This window comes from Pleurocapsa minor HA4230-MV1, from assembly GCA_019359095.1.
Taxonomy (GTDB): domain Bacteria; phylum Cyanobacteriota; class Cyanobacteriia; order Cyanobacteriales; family Xenococcaceae; genus Waterburya; species Waterburya minor.
Genome location: JAHHHZ010000028.1, coordinates 81560 through 97108 on the forward strand (window position 1 = coordinate 81560; position 15549 = coordinate 97108).

At 39.7% G+C, this 15549-nt stretch carries 16 protein-coding genes; 2 read left to right on the forward strand and 14 right to left on the reverse strand.

Translation table 11 applies throughout. The features are described from left to right. Positions 1 to 71 precede the first annotated feature (71 nt). The 6 genes from KME09_20075 to KME09_20100 all read right to left on the reverse strand — a co-directional run bounded on the left by KME09_20075 (position 72) and on the right by KME09_20100 (position 5417). Positions 72 to 290 carry a hypothetical protein gene (locus KME09_20075; protein MBW4536240.1) on the reverse strand — a complete coding sequence of 73 codons (219 nt, stop codon included), beginning with the start codon at positions 288 to 290 and terminating at the stop codon, positions 72 to 74. Between the two features lie 88 nt (positions 291 to 378). Beyond that, the gene (locus tag KME09_20080) at positions 379 to 1809 is read right to left on the reverse strand and encodes a PP2C family protein-serine/threonine phosphatase (GenBank protein ID MBW4536241.1); all 1431 of its coding nucleotides are present in this window, start codon (positions 1807 to 1809) and stop codon (positions 379 to 381) included. 229 nt (positions 1810 to 2038) lie between these two features. After that, on the reverse strand, positions 2039 to 3544 hold the full coding sequence (gene ftsY / locus KME09_20085) for a signal recognition particle-docking protein FtsY (protein MBW4536242.1): 1506 nt from the start codon (positions 3542 to 3544) through the stop codon (positions 2039 to 2041). Positions 3545 to 3695: 151 nt separating this feature from the next. Beyond that, positions 3696 to 4109, reverse strand: coding sequence for a PIN domain-containing protein (locus KME09_20090; protein MBW4536243.1), 414 nt, complete (start codon positions 4107 to 4109; stop codon positions 3696 to 3698). Beyond that, entirely contained in the window at positions 4094 to 4306 is a 213-nt protein-coding gene (locus KME09_20095) for a hypothetical protein (GenBank protein ID MBW4536244.1), read from the reverse strand. Before KME09_20095 ends, KME09_20090 begins: the two co-directional genes overlap by 16 nt. Before the next feature lie 118 nt (positions 4307 to 4424). After that, on the reverse strand, positions 4425 to 5417 hold the full coding sequence (locus tag KME09_20100; GenBank protein MBW4536245.1) for a zinc-dependent alcohol dehydrogenase family protein: 993 nt from the start codon (positions 5415 to 5417) through the stop codon (positions 4425 to 4427). Between the two features lie 105 nt (positions 5418 to 5522). On the opposite strand from KME09_20100, the gene KME09_20105 reads away from it, so the two are divergent. Continuing rightward, a complete protein-coding gene (locus KME09_20105) occupies positions 5523 to 5975 on the forward strand; it encodes a helix-turn-helix transcriptional regulator (GenBank protein ID MBW4536246.1) in 453 nt (150 codons plus the stop codon). Between the two features lie 122 nt (positions 5976 to 6097). On the opposite strand, the gene KME09_20110 is transcribed toward KME09_20105, so the two are convergent. Further along, complete coding sequence (locus tag KME09_20110) at positions 6098 to 6370, reverse strand: helix-turn-helix transcriptional regulator (protein MBW4536247.1); 273 nt, start codon at positions 6368 to 6370, stop codon at positions 6098 to 6100. A gap of 196 nt (positions 6371 to 6566) precedes the next feature. Between KME09_20110 and KME09_20115 the strand changes: the two genes are divergently transcribed. Next, a complete protein-coding gene (locus tag KME09_20115) occupies positions 6567 to 7526 on the forward strand; it encodes a zinc-dependent alcohol dehydrogenase family protein (protein ID MBW4536248.1) in 960 nt (319 codons plus the stop codon). Positions 7527 to 7895: 369 nt separating this feature from the next. On the opposite strand, the gene KME09_20120 is transcribed toward KME09_20115, so the two are convergent. The 7 genes from KME09_20120 to KME09_20150 form a co-directional block, all read right to left on the reverse strand. Then, positions 7896 to 8897 (reverse strand): glycosyltransferase family 2 protein, encoded by a 1002-nt coding sequence (locus tag KME09_20120; protein MBW4536249.1) that lies wholly within the window; start codon positions 8895 to 8897, stop codon positions 7896 to 7898. 239 nt (positions 8898 to 9136) lie between these two features. After that, positions 9137 to 10987: an ATP-dependent zinc metalloprotease FtsH3 gene (gene ftsH3, locus KME09_20125; GenBank protein ID MBW4536250.1), complete on the reverse strand. Its 1851-nt coding sequence runs from the start codon at positions 10985 to 10987 to the stop codon at positions 9137 to 9139. A gap of 740 nt (positions 10988 to 11727) precedes the next feature. Continuing rightward, entirely contained in the window at positions 11728 to 12228 is a 501-nt protein-coding gene (locus KME09_20130) for a hypothetical protein (GenBank protein ID MBW4536251.1), read from the reverse strand. Positions 12229 to 13024: 796 nt separating this feature from the next. Further along, entirely contained in the window at positions 13025 to 13468 is a 444-nt protein-coding gene (locus tag KME09_20135) for a YraN family protein (protein MBW4536252.1), read from the reverse strand. Positions 13469 to 13494: 26 nt separating this feature from the next. Then, entirely contained in the window at positions 13495 to 14076 is a 582-nt protein-coding gene (locus KME09_20140; protein MBW4536253.1) for a pyridoxamine 5'-phosphate oxidase family protein, read from the reverse strand. Positions 14077 to 14170: 94 nt separating this feature from the next. After that, complete coding sequence (locus KME09_20145; protein MBW4536254.1) at positions 14171 to 14746, reverse strand: hypothetical protein; 576 nt, start codon at positions 14744 to 14746, stop codon at positions 14171 to 14173. A gap of 78 nt (positions 14747 to 14824) precedes the next feature. Then, positions 14825 to 15391 carry a YdcF family protein gene (locus KME09_20150; protein MBW4536255.1) on the reverse strand — a complete coding sequence of 189 codons (567 nt, stop codon included), beginning with the start codon at positions 15389 to 15391 and terminating at the stop codon, positions 14825 to 14827. Positions 15392 to 15549: the final 158 nt, after the last annotated feature.

Here is a 15549-nt window from a genome sequence, read left to right on the forward strand (position 1 = left end):
CAATTATTTTAAGTCATTAGCTATTGTTTCCTCTCTACAGTCCAAAATAATAATTTAAATAACTATTAGTTTTAACCAGTAAAACCTTTGAAGGTGTAACCAAAAAATGTACCCATTAATAATGCCCAGACTTGACCTGAATCGATAAAGTTATACCAAGCATCCTGGATTTGACCTAAAATATCGGGATCTTCGATATTTTGAGCTAAAAGATTAGAAACAGGTAACAGGTAATTATGATGCAGTTCAAATATCACCTGAATTAATTGATCGTTGCCTAAAATTTCCATCAGCTTAAAAATTTTCATAGTTAGGATTTGCACCTAATCTAATCTCAGATTGCTGAAATCGCCAGCCAATAGTAAAGAATTAATCTAATTAATCAATTGCTTGAATTTGCATCACAATCGAAGTCATATCGTCACCATGACTTTTATTAGCACCACTAAACTGCTTCACTTGACCAAAAACATGATCGAGAATTTCTGCTGATGTATCGAGATGCTGACAAGCCCACTTGAAACAAAGACAAAGATTTTCTTCATCAAAGCGATCGCCGTTTTCATTGGCAGCGTCGGTAAATCCGTCCGTGTAATAAATAATGGTGTCTCCAGGAGCAAGCTGTACCGTAGCATCCTCATACTCTGATTCCATATCCAGACCAATTAACATGCCCCAGCTATCAAGCTTTTCTAGCGTGTTAGTAGCTTTACGCCAGAGTAAAGGAGGGTTATGAGCAGCATTGGTAAAAGAAAGAGTTTGTCTTAATGGATCGTATTCAGAATAGAACATACTCACGAAGCGGTGTGAGTTTTCTAAATCAGCATACATTACACGATTGAGATGACGCATAATTTGAGCAGGAGAATGGCGATTCAGCACTTCTGCGCGTAACATTCCCCTAGTCATGGTCATAATCAAACCTGCGGGAACACCTTTCCCCATAACATCGCCGATTACGATACTCCAGGGTACGTCTGAGCCAATTTCAGGCTGACTATTTTTAAGGCGATCGTAGTTGGTGGGAATAAAATCATAATAATCTCCCCCCACACGACTGGCAGTTTCGCACTTGGCGGCAATAGTTAGTCCTTTAATTTGGGGGCATTTACTAGGAAGTAGACGCAGCTGGATTTCTGAAGCAATTTCTAGCTCACGGTCTTGTCTTTCCTTGGAACGTAACTCCACCGTTAACTCGTGATTGGCGATCGCCACTGCGGTCTGATCTGCTACTAGTTGAGTTAGTTTTCTGCGAGTAGGAGTCCAATTATAGTCAGCCTCGATACTAAATACATAAAGACGACCTTGTTCAATATTCTTCACTAAAATTGGCGTACCAAAAAAATGCACTTTGGATTCTAATTCTTGGCGCATTTTTTGATCGATAATTTCTGATAGTTGAGCAGAAGCATTAATCGTTTGCTGATGATTAATCTGATAATTTATCCGTTCAAATACGTTACTAACTTCTAAACCAACCTTATTATCTTGGCAGTGAATTTGCTCCAAATGTACTTTGCTGCCTTTATATAAAATCAATGCTCCACCAATACAATCAGTAACTCTGGCTGCCATGAGGGGAGTCAATTCCAGAAACTGATTAAGGTTGCTAAAACTACGCAGGGCAAATCCTAAAGAGCTTAACAGGTCTTGGATTTTATTTTGTTCCCTTTGGAGATTAGCCACTAATTCTTTTAGCGCCACAATCGGGTTGGAATTTTGTACGCTAGACTCACCAACACTATTGTTTTCTTGAGAGGGATGGCTATGAGAAGATACGACAGTCATTGCCTCTACAAATTTAGACATTTTTTTTAGTTCATTAGTCAAAAATAGGTTTTGAATACAGTAATACTCAAATGTTCAATCAGATAATATGAGAGTAACTTTTATATTATCTAATGACCACTATCTCTCAGAAATTGATCTGAAAATATTAGGTTGATTTATGATAACTCTAAATAGCTATTACGCCAATAAACTTATCGTAAAAACACTTAAGTTGAGGAAAACAAACAGCTTGAATTGTTTAATTTGTTTAACCATTAAGTAAAGCTTCGACAAATTCATAGCTAGAAAATGGTCGCAAATCCTCAATTCCTTCTCCTGCACCAATAAAGCGGATTGGTAAGTTTAATTGCTGTGTGATCGCTAGAGCCACACCACCTCTAGCACTACCATCGAGTTTAGTTAAAACAACACCACTAAGATTTGCTGCTTCAGAGAATACTTGGGCTTGGCGCAAACCATTTTGCCCCAAAGTGGCATCTATAACTAATAAAGATTCTACTTTAGCGTTGGGGGCTTTTTTATCAATAATTCGACGGATTTTTGCTAATTCCGTCATTAAATTTTGTTTATTTTGCAGTCTGCCTGCGGTATCAACTAAAAGTAACTCAATATTTTTTGCCTGGGCAGCAGCGATCGCATCAAAAACCACTGAAGCAGGGTCGGTATTCTGTCCTGGATTAGCAATTACCTGGGTATTTGTCCGTTCTCCCCAAACCTTAACTTGCTGTACCGCAGCAGCACGAAAAGTATCCGCAGCAGCAATCAAACAGCTATAGCCAGACTTTTGACCCAAGTTTGCCAGTTTACCAATCGTGGTAGTCTTACCTGCACCATTCACCCCTGTCAACAGCCAAATATTAAACTCATCTTTTTCTGGCACAAAGTCGCTATTTGGTCGATTTTTTAGAGGTTTGTCAAGGATATCTTGGAGAATAGTTTTCAGATAGGCGATCGCCTGATCTGGAGGTAAAACTTCTTTTTTTAACTTTTGTTGCAGGGTTTCAATAATATAATCAGTAGCTTCAATACCTACATCAGCCTGTAATAAAAGACTCTCAATCGACATGACCGCATCTTCATTTAAAGGGCCTTTGCCGACAATTGCCTTAAGCTGATTAACTAAACCAATACGAGTTTTTCCTAGTCCCTGACGCAGTTTCGTCAGCCAACTAATTTCCTCTTCCGAAATATCTTCAGCGGTTCTACCACTTTTAGCCAGTACCTGAGATGACCAAATAAAATCTTCGTCTAATTCTGTTTCTGGTACTGGAACTTCTTCGACGGGGGTTTCAATAGCTGTCTCTTTCAGCTTGGCTAATCCCTGAGACTTCTGCATCCAAGCAGGAACATTTGCTTGAGGAGTTTCTAACTCAGTTTTATTTTCTTCAATAGTTTCCGCTGCAACTTCCTCTACACCCTCAATTTTTTCCTCTAGCGCTGCTGTAGATTCTGGGGCGGATTCTGCTACATCTAGCTCATTGAGATCAGCTTCTACTGTCTCTGCTTCATTAATAGATTCAGATTCTTCTATATCGTCCGATCTAGGTTCTTTTACTTCCTCAACTCTCTGTTCGGCTTCACCTTTACGTTCCTGAATATTTTTATAGGCAGCCTTAGCAAAAGCAAGATAATCTGGTTCGGCTACTGTCGATGCCGATTCTGAAGAGTCTGTAGTTACTTCAGGTTGTGTTTCAGGGAATGTTGTCTCAGACGGCTGCTGTGCTTTTTCGTTACGGCGAAACCAATTAAACATTGTGTAAGAGGAGTGAGGCTACTTTGATCAGTTTTATAGATGATACCAAGGTTCGCTTTGTGATCGATTCTCAGTTCGAGTGGTAATTACACTACAAATTTATTCTCGTACAAAACTCTGAATCTTTAATTTACAAAATGTCGGGATCGTTTCAGGGCAGGATAGTGAAATATGTCACTTTATCCGATTGAATTAGATTAAAGTGTCTGCGGTCTAAAGTTAATATTTGGTCGATCGAGTAACGTTCTGCCAAGACTAATAAACTTGCATCAACTAAGCCCAGAGGTAAATCTTGATAACGAGCCATAATAGGAGTTGCTTTCTTTAGATCGATTAATTTAAAAGGCAGTAGAGCAAAATTATCTTGCTCGATGTCTTCTAAAAAAGTTCTGGCAACCCTTTCTCCTAAATATTTGGTGGCTAGATAGTCAACTTCTGGCAATACAGTTACAGGAATATAGATTTTTTGTCCCTCGATCGCTGTTACAGCAGCTTGATGATACCGATCGTCTCGATCTAATAAAGCAATAATTCCGCTCTTTACCGCTATTAGTCCTCTTGCCATAGTAGTTCATTAGTTTGGCTTGATAAATCTGTTCTACCGCTTGTTCCCATACCAATAGATTTGCGCAATAAGCTATCGTCATTACTTTTTGCTTCATCTTGTTCGGTTTTTTGGAGTATCAAACGAGCAATAGTTTCTTGTTTATCGGCTGGCAAGTCAGAGAGCTTTTTTAAAGCTTGTTGTAAAAGTTCTGTCATGGTTTTAAGTATTCATTTAATTATGGTCATCAACAAATATGGTTGGGGGTATGTTCTTTTGTATTCCTGCTGCCAATTTTGAAAATTCTAAAGCTGATAGCAAAGCTTCTTTACTTACTTAATCATTAGTCAAAACAATTTTGCCGATCGCTTGTCCCGATTCTAGATAAGCATGAGCAACAGCAACTTCAGAGAAGCTAAAAGTTTTATCGTCTAAAAGTGGACGTATTTGTCCTCGATCGACTAAATCAGCTAGTTTGACTAAAATTTTGCCATGATGGGATCGGTTAATTCCTGACAGCATTGGCAACAGCATATAAACTAAATGCAAAGTTAGTCCTTTAGCGTGCATCAGGCTTAAATCTTGTTGGGAGGTAGAAACTGTCGATATCACTGTGCCATTTAGCTTTACTGCTTGGAAAGCATGTTGTAAATTATCGTTGCCTACAGTGTCGAAAACCAGATCGAAGCCTTGACCATCAGTATATTGGGCGACAAATTCCTCCACCGCAGTATCAGTATAGTTAATTGCCACATCTGCGCCTAATGAAAGAGCGATCGCCGCTTTGGCTGGGCTGGAAACGGTAGCATATACTTCTGCGCCAGCCCATTTTGCTAACTGTACCCCCAGATGACCGACTCCTCCAGTACCGCCATAAACTAAAACCTTTTGACCAGATTGTACTTGAGCGCGATCGATTAGTCCTTCCCAGGCGGTAATAGATACTAAAGGTAGTGCTGCTGCTTGTGCCATGGTTAAAGATTTGGGCTTATGAGCAATTAAATTACTATCCGCCAGCATATATTCTGCTAAAGCACCGCCTGTTCCTTTGACTCCACCGGCACAGCCATATATTTCATCCCCAACTTTAAAAGCATTGACTTTACTTCCTACTGCTTCAATAACTCCTGCTACATCCCCATGCAAAACAGCAGGAAAATCTGGAGTAATATCAGCTATAAAACCCCGACGTATTTTAGTGTCTACTGGGTTAACACTAGTTGCTGCAACTTTTATGAGTACATGATTAGGTAATAATTCAGGCTTGGGTAAATCTGCCAGGTGGAAACTATCTGGTGCGCCAAAATGTTCAATTACAAATGCTTTCATGGCTAATATTTTTATTTAAACGTTATGTTTCTTATGTACCATTTAGTAGCAAGCACTGGGAAGGATTTACCTGAAAGTGTGTCAGTTACCTTTTAGTAAGTCACCATGAATTCTAGTTTAAACTCCAGAAAAACTGAACTTAATTATCTACCGCAACCTGCTTTGGCTCGAATTGCTAACAGAGGTATTTTTGACACTCAGTGTGAAGGTCATCAAATATTAGATAAAATTGCTAACAAATGGACAATTTTGATTATTTATGCCTTAACACAGGGTAAAAAGCGATATCGCGAGCTTAAACAGCAAATAGCAGGAATATCGTCTAAAATGCTGATCCAAAATCTCCGTAATTTGGAGCGCAACGGATTAATACAAAGAGAGGTATATTCAACAATTCCCCCAAGAGTAGACTATTCTTTAACTGTTTTAGGTGAGTCCTTAGCTGAGCCTTTAGCTATTTTAGGAGAATGGGCATATCAACATATTTCAGATGTTCATGCTTCAGTCGAGCAATACGATAATCGCCCTCAGTCTGAAAGTTTTTGGCAACAAAAGTAAGGCTTGCTGTACAAACTTATTATTAATCTTATGAGACGAGGGTTATACCTCACTTAACTTTAGAGAATGGAATTGATTTGAGTCTGCTTTGTTGGGCTGCGCTTTAACTTGCACATAAGCTACTATCTATATTCTTCTAAATCATCAATAACATCCAGAATTTCAACGAACCGAGAGCCAAAGGCAGTCAACTTATACTCCACGCGGGGCGGAATTTCTGGATAAGCAACTTTCTCGACAATACCAAAGTTGACGAGATCTACTAATCGCTCATTCAAAACCTTAGTTGTCAATCCCTCAGTTGCACGAGTCATCGCTCCTGGGCGGTTGATTCCTTGACGAATTAAGCGTAAAACTTGCAGCATCCATTTACAACCAAGAGTATGCTCCACGATATGAGCCACAGTTGGTTGAGAAGCAGAGATTTTTTTTGGCAAGCTATGGGGTTGTGATGACTGCATTTGCGACTAGACAGTAACTACCTTACTAAATGGTGCTGACTTGCGTGACAAGAAAGAACCACTATACATTGAGTGGTATCGAAATACCTTTACCGTTGATTATAAAGGATGGTTAATAGAGATGGAAATTATGAAAGCAGCCGTACTAACGACATTTGGTGGTGCTGAGAGTTTTGAGATTCAAACTGTACCCAAGCCAGTACCAAAACCTAATCAGGTTCTAGTCCGGGTTTGTGCGACATCGATCAATCCAGTTGATTATCAGACTCGCCGTGGTGACTACAAAGACCTGGTTCGATTACCAGCAATTATCGGAGTTGACATTTCAGGGGTTATTGAGACAGTTGGAGAGTCAGTGACAGACTTTGAGGTAGGAAATGAAGTTTATTACTCGCCACAGATTTTTGGAGAATCTGGCAGCTATGCTCAATATCATGTTGCTGACGCAGGGATTGTTGCGCTTAAGCCTTCTAACTTGTCGCACATTGAAGCAGCGTGTTTTCCTCTTGCAGGAGGAACGGCTTGGGACTGTCTAGTGACGAGAGGTAATCTTCAAGTTGGGGAATCAGTTCTAATTCATGCGGGTGCTGGTGGCGTTGGTTCTATTGCGATTCAACTTGCAAAAGCGATGGGAGCCTATGTTTTTACAACATGCAGTTCTAAAAATTTCGATTTTGTTAAAGAACTGGGCGCAGATCGAGCCATTGATTACAAAAACGAAGATTACGCGGAAGTTATTTCTCAGGAAACAGATGAGCTAGGTGTTGATTTAGTTTTGGATACGGTCGGTGGGCATACAATCCAGCGTAGCCCAGAAATTATTCGCCCATTCGGCAGGCTTGTGAGTATTGTAGACACTGAAACACCACAATCACTCATAGAAGCATGGGGCAAGAATCTGACTATCCATTTTGTTTTCTCGCCACAGTACCGAGCAAAATTAGATGCTTTGACAAAGCTAATCGAGCGCACTCAGCTTCGCCCCGTCATTGATTCAACGCTGTCTTGGGATCGGGTGATTCAAGCACATCAGCGTTTAGAGCGGGGAGGGACGCAAGGGAAAATCGTGCTGGACTTTACCAAAAGTTAGACTATTAGGAATTGCCCATTCGTGACAAGTTAAGATAATCTGATGCTAGTCAACTACTACAGATGTGTCATGTTAATAAACTAACACTAAAGATGGATGTATTTGCTCTTATAGGCGATTAGGCTCCGCCTAGCCTTCGGATCGCCCTTTAAGCAGGAAAAGTTGAGCGACAATATCTTAAAAGCTTAGAACTTTAAGCCAGTTGACAAACATCGTAGTCTTTTAACTTGTCACGAACTCGACTTCTTCAATCATAATTACTATGTTCATCTGCGATCTCCCATGTACAAGAAATTATTTCACCTCAGAAACTTTTCCTGTACATTCAATTAATATATCAACTCATAGATTTTGAATATCAAACCAAGTTTACTTTTTACCCACAACATCTCGGATACGATAAATTGGTCTTCTTTGGGATTCATGGTAGGTACGCATTAACAGTTCGGTTACTAAGCCAAAGCAAAATAAATTGACTCCCGTAATAATTAGCAATACAGCCAGGATCAATAAAGGGCGATCGCCGATATTTTGATTGAAGAATAGTTTTACAATCGTGAGATATGTTCCCATGGCTATCCCCGTTAATAGCGCAATCACCCCACCTAAGCCAAAAACGTGCATTGGACGAGTGAGAAATTTCTTCATGAAGTAAACGGTTAATAAGTCCATCACGACTCGAATCGTTCTACCTAAACCATATTTACTTTGACCAAAGCGTCTGGCATGGTGACTTACGGGTACTTCGGCAATACGCGCACCTTCGATATAGGCTAAGGCTGGTAAAAAGCGGTGCAGTTCACCATATAGGTTCATGTCGGCAATTAATTCGGCACGGTATGCTTTAAGGGAACAACCATAGTCGTGTAGTTTTACCCCTGTCACCTTAGCAATAATGATATTGGCAATCTTTGAGGGTAATAGTCTAGTCAAGGCTGCATCCTGTCTTTTGATCCGCCACCCACTTACCAGATCGTAGCCTTCTTCCAGTTTGCCCAACAACAGCGGAATATCCGCAGGATCGTTTTGCAAGTCGCCATCTAAAGTCACGATTACTTTTCCTGTAGCCAATTCAAATCCTGCTGCCATTGCTGGAGTTTGCCCATAGTTACGACGTAGAATTACCGCCTTGAGATCTGTTCTGCTGCGAGCAAGATCGGTCAAGACATCGGTAGAACGATCTTTTGAACCGTCATCAACACAGATGATTTCGTAATGCAAATTTGTTGTGGCTACAGCATCAGCGATCGCCTGTATTAAAGCTTCGATACTTTCGGCTTCGTTATAAATCGGCACAACTACTGACAAGTCTAACTGAGTCGAATCTAATACTGAAGATAAGCTGCGATTTTCTAAAAAAGGAGATGACATAGAAAGAAATATTAGTAATTTGAGCAAATCAAAGTAAAAGTTGCCTTGACCGATTAAGCCTCGATGATATTGAACAAATATTATCTAGTATTAGAAATCTGTTGTCACTATATTGACATTGACTGTAAGCTCTAGGCTTTTTTTGCCGATTGAAAAAGAAATAGGCAACACCCATATTATGAGTGCTGCCTAGGTTTAAATTATTTAAAAACTAGTAATTTGATTGAGTAACCAAATACTTATGCTAAAGATGCCATTTTCACATCGTTGTTAGCTAGAACATCTTGTAACTCATCTGCTTCCACTGTTTCTTTCTCAATTAGCATGTCCGCTAATTTATCTAAGATGTGGCGGTTTTCCATCAATACTTTCTTAGCGCGACTGTAGGCCTGATCGACGTAGTTACGTACTTCTTCATCGATCGCTGCTGCGGTTTCGTTGGAAAAATCACGGTCAGAGGCAATATCTCGACCCATAAAGACGTTTCCATTCTGACGACCAAGGGCAACAGGGCCTAAGCGATCGCTCATCCCAAAACGAGTTACCATTTGACGAGCTACTCTGGTTACCTGTTGTAAGTCATTTGAAGCACCAGTGGTTACTTCTTCTTCACCGTAGATAATCTCTTCTGCCAAACGTCCACCTAAAGCAACTGCCATTTGGTTTTGGAGATAGGAACGGGAATATAAGCCAGACTCCATCCGATCTTCACTAGGAGTAAACCAAGTTAGACCACCAGCACGTCCGCGAGGGATAATGCTGATTTTTTGTACGGGGTCATAGTCGGGCATTAAAGCACCAACTAGAGCGTGACCAGCTTCATGATAGGCCACAAGCTCTTTACGTTTTTCACTCATCACGCGGTTTTTCTTCTCTGGGCCAGCCATAACGCGATCGATCGCATCATTGACTTCATCCATGGAGATTTCGGTTAAGCTACGACGCGCAGCTAGGATCGCTGCTTCATTAAGCAAATTTGCTAAATCTGCACCAGTAAAGCCAGGGGTACGACGAGCAATCTTGTTTAGGTCAACGTCTTTAGCCAGAGTCTTACCACGAGCATGAACATTAAGGATTTCTTGACGACCAGCGTAATCAGGACGATCTACTACTACTTGACGGTCAAAACGACCAGGACGCATTAAGGCCGAGTCAAGTACATCAGGACGGTTGGTAGCAGCGATGATGATAATACCAGTGTTACCCTCAAAACCATCCATTTCAGTTAATAGTTGGTTAAGAGTTTGTTCCCGCTCATCATTACCTCCACCAAGACCAGCACCACGTTGACGACCTACTGCATCAATCTCATCGATAAAGACGATACAAGGAGCATTAGCTTTTGCCTGTTCAAATAAGTCACGGACACGGGACGCACCCACACCGACAAACATCTCGACAAATTCTGAACCAGAAATACTAAAGAAAGGTACTCCAGCTTCACCAGCTACAGCTTTTGCTAGCAAAGTTTTACCTGTTCCTGGAGGGCCAACCAAAAGCACGCCTTTAGGAATTTTGGCACCAATAGCAGTAAAGCGATCGGCATTTTTGAGAAAATCAACAACTTCAGTTAGCTCAAGCTTGGCCTGTTCGATCCCCGCTACATCACCAAAGGTTACTTGACTCTTGGGTTCCATTTGTACTCTGGCTTTGGATTTACCAAAATTCATGGCTTGAGAGCCTGGGCCACTTTGCGCTCTTCTTAACAAGAAGAATAATCCTACTAATAAAAGAATCGGGAACAAGAGACTACTTAAAGCTCTAAATAACCATCCTTCATCTCCTTGAGGAAGTACAGCAATATCAACACCATTATCACTGAGGATGTCGATTAACTGAGGATCGTTGGGTAAATTAACTCTAATTGGTGTTCCTTCTCGGTCAATTACCTGCGCTTGAGTACGGTCAGCACTAATTTTTACTGTTTCGATTTTATTGTTTTGAACTTCGTCAATTAGTCTGCTGTAAGGCCAACTTTGACTAGTTTGTGGTTGTTGATCTAAAAAGGCAGTACCTAAAGCAACTACCACGATGGCTAGCAAGACATATAGACCTGCGTTACGCCACTTTTTATTGTTATCTTTGCTCACTCAGACAGCCTCCCTTAGCTGAAGATTAAAAATCTTATATGTTTGTTTATTTTAACGATTCTCACCTTGTCAAACCCCAAAACTAGCGGGGTTACATCTGACTAGATACCTTGACCCGTCATAGTCCATTTAGATATAGTTTAAGATATGTAAAGACAAAGCAGTACTAACAAGCTATTGGTTTTTTTAAAACGTTGTTAACTTATGTTAACGTTTCTCAGGAAAAAATGACTAAATATTTTGGAAAAACAGTTTGAAGATCGTGCTTCTACTTCAGCAAGGCTTTAGATTCCATTTCTAATAGCAATTTTCAATAGTAAGTGGAGAGATAAAATCAAATTGTAGGTTGGGGGAGCCACTGCCTTGCCCTAAAGGACTAGTCCTAAAGGATTAGCTCGCAAGCTCGCGTCCTTCGCGTCGCCGAGGTGTCCTCGGTTGTCTATCACGGATACACATTCGGATATAGCAAGTGGCGTTTGAGGCACGAAACCCAACGATCAAAAGATTTTGTTGGGTTTCACTATCGTTCTACCCAACCTACTAAGTCCCTTATTACTTTTGAGAAATGGTATTAGATTCCACCTCTAAAAAGCAAAAAGCAGCGTAGTTCCAGCAATTGTGATTGCTATGGGAAAAAGTTACACTGCTTTGAGTCAAGGTTTTAACACCTAAACTTAGTTGATAAATTTTGGGTTTTTCAGGACGATCGACCGAGTAAGAAATTAGAGAAATTGCTCTCTTTAAGATACCGCTGCTTCAGATCTAACCAAACTCCAACCTCTGCTGCATTTGACTTTACCCTGAATGACGGTGTTAAGATACTGCAATCTAATCCCATATTTACTTCCCAACTCTTTTGCAGTGCAGCGTTCTGAAATATTGCGTTTTTCGTTTTTCCAGCTGTAAGTTTTTTGGTCAAGGTGTACTTCAGATGTTTTTTTGCCAGAAGTAGTAGTTGCTAGGGGCATTAATTCCGTAATTGAATCTTCTACTAGTACTACTTGAGCAACCAACTCACCAATTTCTGGATTACTTGCTGCCAAGTTAAGTCTTTTGAGTCCATCTTTGACGTTGAGTTTTTTCATCCCAAAACGACTTTTTGTGCCATCAGTAGAAAAAATAATTGGTTCATTAACACCTGATTCAATTAAACTTTGGGCTAATTCAGGATTGCTATATTCTTCAGTGGGGACGAGCAAGATTAGGTCTTTTAAGGCAGCTTGATAGGTGATTTTTTTCATGATTAACTCAGCTTTTTCGTTATTGCTTGGGAGAACATCAATCCGATAATTTTTGATAGTGCGACTAATGAATTTGCTCAGGGACGCTTTTGGCTGAAACAGTATTTATTTAAATTCAAAAAGATTTTTTTTACAGCCAGATAGCCAGAAAAGTTTATTAATCTGTTGGAGTCTGTGGCAATTTTTTCCAATGTCGATAGAGTCGCCAGGTCAGAATTTACCAAATCAAAACTTTATTTAGACTAAACAAAAGCTTTGACAGTCACATTGTATTCATCTCCGAAATTTTACTCATCCGTATGATTACTGAATTTATAATCCCTTTGAAACCAGGGTAAAACTAAAATTTGAGCTAAATTAACTCAAATTTAATTATTTTTTAAGCTTTTCAGTCAAATTAGACAGATGTTAATGCTGTGTATTTTATTTTATTAGTAAAATCGTCTACTCAGATAAACGTTTTGAGGATTTCTGATAAAAGCAAAGCTATTTACACCTTGTTTGACAAAAATTTCACTGCTGTTTAGATTTAATTTCTTAACTATTCTAATTCTATTTATAGTTATAGAGTAATTAGCGATCGCTTTCAATTAAAGATTAAGAAATAAATTTCCTCGTCAACTAAAATTAATTCAAGCTATTTTAACAAATAAGTAATAATACTTAGTCTCTGGTTGAAACAAAGTTGGCGATTGCGTATTTTTACCAGGGTACAATTACTGAGAAAATATACCGATAAAATACCAGGAAGTTTCAAGATATTTTTGATTGTCCGTTCTGGGAAAAAACCGAGAAATTAATCAAAAGCTGCTGCTAAATAATCTTTAATGGTTAGTTGATGACGCTCAATTGTAATTGCTTGACCAATTTCCAGATGATTAATTTGAGCCAAATCAGAGTTGGCATTTTTGGTAAGATCGCAGGGTTGATAACTGACTAGTCCTACATCAAAGCGACAGGGAAATTCAGCCAAGGAAGGATGTTTACTTAAGAAAAAAGATGCAGTTTGAATTAACTTTTGCTGTTTAATAGCGTCGATCGCCAGTAAACCATCTGCATCCCAATTATAGGCGCTGCGGGTTTTAACCTCGACAAAGGCGATCGCCCCAGATGTTCGATCCTGAGCAATTAAATCAATTTCTCCCCAGCGACAACGCCAGTTATACTCCAATAGCTCATAATTATCTAACTGTAACCATCGACCAATTAACTGTTCTCCCAAAGTGCCGATTTTTTTCATTGGTTACTGATTACTGATTGCTGAAATTAAGGATTAACTGCTTGAGTTGTCCAGGTTTGATCTTCTTGCAGATTATATAAAAAGCGTTGCTGAGGATCTCCTTTTAATTGAAGATAGTCGATTCTGTGGGGAGTCAATAATAATAAACAAAAATTATCGTGAGGGTTATTTGCGTCTGTAAGCTCGATCTCAAAAGCCGATTTATCTGATCTAGGTTGGGCGGGATCTGGCCAGGAAAATTGCGATCGCGCAGAGTCAGAAAGATCCTGCCAAGTTATCTTACGTGCTTGTTGTAAATCAAGATTTGTTGATTGAACAGTAACCAACTGAAGCTTTCCTGAGATCCGAAACTGTTCGCGGGTTTTAGTAAAGTACCAACAAATTTCAGCTAAGGGTTGATGCTCAATATCTTGCATCTTGGCACTACGAACATCAGTAATAATTTTCAGCCGATTCTGCTCGTCATCTAAAAAGCCGCGAAAAACCACAGTACGATTAGCTGGATAGCCTGCTGGGTTAATAGTAGCTAACTGAAAATAACGAGAATGGGGTTTAGAACGATTGTGGTGAATGGCACTAGAAAGTGGCGATCGCCAAGGAGCAAGCATAGACAGTGAGCAGTGAGCAGTGAGCAGTGAGCAATAAACAAATACCGAATACTTAAATGATGCCCATCAACAATTAGTAATCAGTAATTAGTAATTAGTAATTAGTAAATAAATAGGAACGGAAATAACCATATAGATAGAACATATCGATCGCAATTACAATTCCTTTTGTCCAAGGGGAATTTAGCAAACTAAGCACCAGTGGATTTACTCCCAATACTAATGCCATTTCAATAAAAGCAACGATTCTGCCGTAGTGATTAACATCCCAGTAAGAAAATGGACTAATCAAGCGATAGTTGCTCAAAGGAAAAAAGTGACGATGGGCATCATCGTGGTGTACGGGAAGGTCTAATAAAGAATGACAGACCATACTAACAAACAAAATTAGCCCTGGTTTCCAATCAAAACGATAACAAATAGCAGCTCCAATGAGTGCCAAAGGAATCGAATGAAACAAAGCCACTGTGTTTTGGCAAAAAGGTTCATAATAAGCCTCTGACCAAATTTTGCCTTCGGGCATTTTATAAATAAATTTGGCAACTAAATAAAAGATGAATATTGGTACATCAGGTAAAATTGCGCCGATCGCGATCGCTAGATTCTCCGTGGCAGAGCTTGTTTTTCCTAGTAAAGCTAGATTAAGTATGTAGTGACCAGGAGTATTCATCTATGGTGTTTAGATAGCTAATTCACATCAGACTTATAGTAGCTTAAGGTGTCGTTCTCCATACTGAATCAGTAATTACTAATCGGTAATCAGCCAAAAAAAGGCTCTTGCTCCATCCCGCACAGTCTTTTCGATCGGTTCAGGAGGGTTTTTTGAAGGCACAGAGATCGCTTGAAAGTTTATTCCTCGACTACGAAGCACTATGTCGCCAATGACTTTTGCTCGTTGCATATGGTTTTCTGAGGTGATGAGATATACGCTGTCTATTCCCTGAGCTTTTAGTTCATCTACTAAGGTCGTAAAATTAGTTACGGTATCGCTGGCTCTGTAATCAAAATGAAGGCGATCGCTTTTGATCCCTGCATTATGAAAAATCTTTTGAGCATATGCTTGAGGACTACCAGAAGAAATCCAAATTGGCAGATCGGGGTGTTGCTGAGCTAATTGGGCTGCATATCTTTCTCGCTCTTCATGTCCTCCCAAAACCAATAAAGCTTCGGGATTAGAGGTGATTTGATGACCTGGTTTGAATCCGACACAAAGGGATGTTGCCACAGTAAAAAGCAAAAATAAGTATTTAAAATTGCTGGCTCGATTGAGATTGGTTAAATTGGGTTCTGTTTTTGGAGATAAACGTAAAAACATAAGTAGCAGGTAGGGGCGAACGGCCGTTCGCCCCTACTATAAAAGAGGCGATCGCCACTGATGCACAATTTTATGCATAAACTCGCTCTATTGTATGGAGATTTTTTTCAGATGTCTCGTCTCTAGAGAATTATTTCGGCATAAGATGAGCGAAAATT

Coding starts and splice junctions, on each gene's coding strand:
- KME09_20115 (MBW4536248.1), top strand. CDS start 6,567: ATGAAAGCAGCCGTACTAACGACATTTGGTGGTGCTGAGAGTTTTGAG.
- KME09_20075 (MBW4536240.1), bottom strand. CDS start 290: ATGGAAATTTTAGGCAACGATCAATTAATTCAGGTGATATTTGAACTG.
- KME09_20100 (MBW4536245.1), bottom strand. CDS start 5,417: ATGAAAGCATTTGTAATTGAACATTTTGGCGCACCAGATAGTTTCCAC.
- KME09_20095 (MBW4536244.1), bottom strand. CDS start 4,306: ATGACAGAACTTTTACAACAAGCTTTAAAAAAGCTCTCTGACTTGCCA.
- KME09_20080 (MBW4536241.1), bottom strand. CDS start 1,809: ATGTCTAAATTTGTAGAGGCAATGACTGTCGTATCTTCTCATAGCCAT.
- KME09_20105 (MBW4536246.1), top strand. CDS start 5,523: ATGAATTCTAGTTTAAACTCCAGAAAAACTGAACTTAATTATCTACCG.
- KME09_20150 (MBW4536255.1), bottom strand. CDS start 15,391: ATGTTTTTACGTTTATCTCCAAAAACAGAACCCAATTTAACCAATCTC.
- KME09_20130 (MBW4536251.1), bottom strand. CDS start 12,228: ATGAAAAAAATCACCTATCAAGCTGCCTTAAAAGACCTAATCTTGCTC.
- KME09_20140 (MBW4536253.1), bottom strand. CDS start 14,076: ATGCTTGCTCCTTGGCGATCGCCACTTTCTAGTGCCATTCACCACAAT.
- KME09_20145 (MBW4536254.1), bottom strand. CDS start 14,746: ATGAATACTCCTGGTCACTACATACTTAATCTAGCTTTACTAGGAAAA.
- KME09_20120 (MBW4536249.1), bottom strand. CDS start 8,897: ATGTCATCTCCTTTTTTAGAAAATCGCAGCTTATCTTCAGTATTAGAT.
- ftsY (MBW4536242.1), bottom strand. CDS start 3,544: ATGTTTAATTGGTTTCGCCGTAACGAAAAAGCACAGCAGCCGTCTGAG.
- KME09_20090 (MBW4536243.1), bottom strand. CDS start 4,109: ATGGCAAGAGGACTAATAGCGGTAAAGAGCGGAATTATTGCTTTATTA.
- KME09_20135 (MBW4536252.1), bottom strand. CDS start 13,468: ATGAAAAAAATCGGCACTTTGGGAGAACAGTTAATTGGTCGATGGTTA.